General features: G+C 28.7%; 2 protein-coding genes. Both read left to right on the plus strand.

What is annotated here, in order from left to right; all coding sequences use genetic code 11:
- The first annotated feature begins 733 nt into the window (after window positions 1–733).
- A complete protein-coding gene (locus DRF75_RS04950; protein WP_129992772.1) occupies window positions 734–1,405 on the plus strand; it encodes a hypothetical protein in 672 nt (223 codons plus the stop codon).
- 633 nt (window positions 1,406–2,038) lie between these two features.
- On the plus strand, window positions 2,039–2,585 hold a 547-nt coding region (locus tag DRF75_RS04955; protein ID WP_129992773.1), incomplete at its 3' end, for a hypothetical protein.

The raw sequence follows: 2,585 nt of genomic DNA on the forward strand, positions 1-2,585 counted from the left end.
TTTAGTGTTTGTGATAATTTCTAGATGTTAGTATAGGTGATGTAGAGCTTTTTTGATCTAGATAAGTACTTATTATTGATCTAAGTTTGAAATATGCAAATAGGTAAGTTACAGGTTATATCTCTGTTAAACATTTTAGTGTTTGTGATAATTTCTAGATGTTAGTATAGGTGATATAGAGCTTTTTTGATCTGTATAAGTGCTTATTGTTGATCTAAGTTTGAAATATGCGAATAGATAAGTTACAGGTTATATCTCTGTTAAACATTTTAGGGTTTGTGATAATTTCTAGATGTTAGTATAGGTGATGTAGAGCTTTTTTGGTCTAGATAAGTACTTATTATTGATCTAAGTTTGAAATATGCAAATAGATAAGTTACAGGTTATATCTCTGTTAAACATTTTAGTGTTTGTGATAATTTCTAGATGTTAGTATAGGTGATGTAGAGCTTTTTTGATCTAGATAAGTACTTATTATTATCTAATATTTTCAACAATGAAAATTGCTATTACCTGCAATAGAATAGTTAACAGTGTTCTGCTGATGAGAATATAAAGCGTGTGAGCTTTTATAATAGCAGTAATATTGTTATGTTGATTATGGGTATAATATACATAATTTTAATACTTAGATTGTATACTATTTATTGCACAAGCAGTAACTATTACAATGATAAAGTTGTAATAGTATTTCACATCTTAGTCATTTTAATTTTAATGTAGATTAATAAAAATGAAAAATCCTGAAATAGTATATATAACGATTGGAGTGCTTTTAATTATTATCACTGCTATTTTATTATACCGTTTAATAAATTGGATGTTAACGCCAGAGTTGCATGTAAAAAAAGTTGCACCTAGTCTTGTTGACATGCCAAAACCAGAACTCGCTCCTAAAGAAACAGAATCACAAGCTACAGAATCAGCTAAAAAGCATGCTTTTGAATGTTTGAAGTTTCAAAGTGCGGCTTACAGTTGCTATAGAAATATTTTAATGGATTTTATTAAATGCGCTGTAGATGGTGAAACATTGATAAAAGATAGAATGCTGTCTTTACTGGGTAAAATTACTAGTGATAGTATTGTATTAGAAAACTTGGAAAGTGTGAAAACAAGTTCTGAAATTGTGCTTGAAACACACTTGCCTATTATATATCAAAGTTGCTCTGCACTGGTTGAGTGTGGAAATTTGTTGGAAATGGAATTAAAGTACGTATGTAATGCTGTGCCTGGTATGCAAGAATTTTTTGTACATGTGTTGAGTGTTCAAGTTATGAGGCGTAGGAGTGAGATGTTACTTGAGTTACTTTATAAAGACTTTGATTGTTTTGCTGTAGATCCTACTGCAATACTTGATTCTCCAGACATAAACAGTACTTGTGTAAATCCTAGTTTGAGTCAATAAATTGGTTATTTATTATAAATTGCTGTGTTGCGTATTTGGATTGTTCAATTTATAAAAGACTAGGTATTTTGATGTCAAGTGCTTTTAAGTTGAATGTTTTATATATGAAGTAGTTATCTTAAAAACGTGAGTTTAAAATTATAAATTATACAGTACTGTCTTTATGTTGTGTTAAGGGAAATCTCTGTTCTAGAGTCATATGATAAAAACTTGTATATTTTATAAAAAACCAGGTATTGTGATATGCAATGCAGCTGAGTATATTGTAAATTGCTAACTTAGAATATAGATGTTGACCTAGTAAGTAATATGCGTACTTTTTATATGTATTATATAAAATTGTTTGCTTATGAAATTCAAGTTGCTAATTTATCTTGCTAATGTTTCTTGTTAAGAAATTTTATATTTTAAATAAATCATGGAATATCTTACACATTGTTTTTGCTGTAGGTAATTATTTTTATTATTGGACTTTTTAAGTATATGCTATTGTAAAAGTATTGTTTTTTTCTTTTACTTAGAAATCCTGATTTTAATATTTTAATAAAATATATTATGTATGGTATAATTTATATTGCATTTATAATAAATGTGATGTATATGCTAATTATAGCATAAAAGGGTTTATAAATTATGAAATCAGAGATATATGTATCAATACTGATATTACTTTTGTTATTAATTCTTTGTGTAATAGTCTTTTATATCCTAAAATATTGTTATGACATTCAGAATATTGCTTCAGTAAAAAACCGAAAACAGAAAAGTTTAGATTTTAGTGCTGAGGAGAGCAGAAATGCTGCTTCTGAAAGCGAAAATGTAGAAGAAAGTAGTGATTGTAGATCTGAAGTTGAGAAATTAAACGATTATTCTGAAGACTTTGACGTGTATGAATGTAGTTATAAGATAGACCAGAGAAGATATAGATCTGATGTTATAACTGAAGCTTATAACTTTGCAGCTATAGCAAGGGTTGCTGAAGATATAATAGGCGATAGTAGTGAAGAACTTTCTGATGGAGATGTTAGTATAAGTGAATGTGCAGATGCAGTAAATCAAAGAAAGTCTAGGTTTGATGTTGTGCGTAAGACTTACAACCCTGCAGCTATGGCGAGAGTTGCTGGAGATGTAATAGGCAATAGTAGTGAAGAACTTTCTGATGGAGATGTTAGTATAAGTG

This window comes from Ehrlichia minasensis (assembly GCF_004181775.1).
GTDB classification, from domain to species: Bacteria; Pseudomonadota; Alphaproteobacteria; order Rickettsiales; family Anaplasmataceae; genus Ehrlichia; species Ehrlichia minasensis.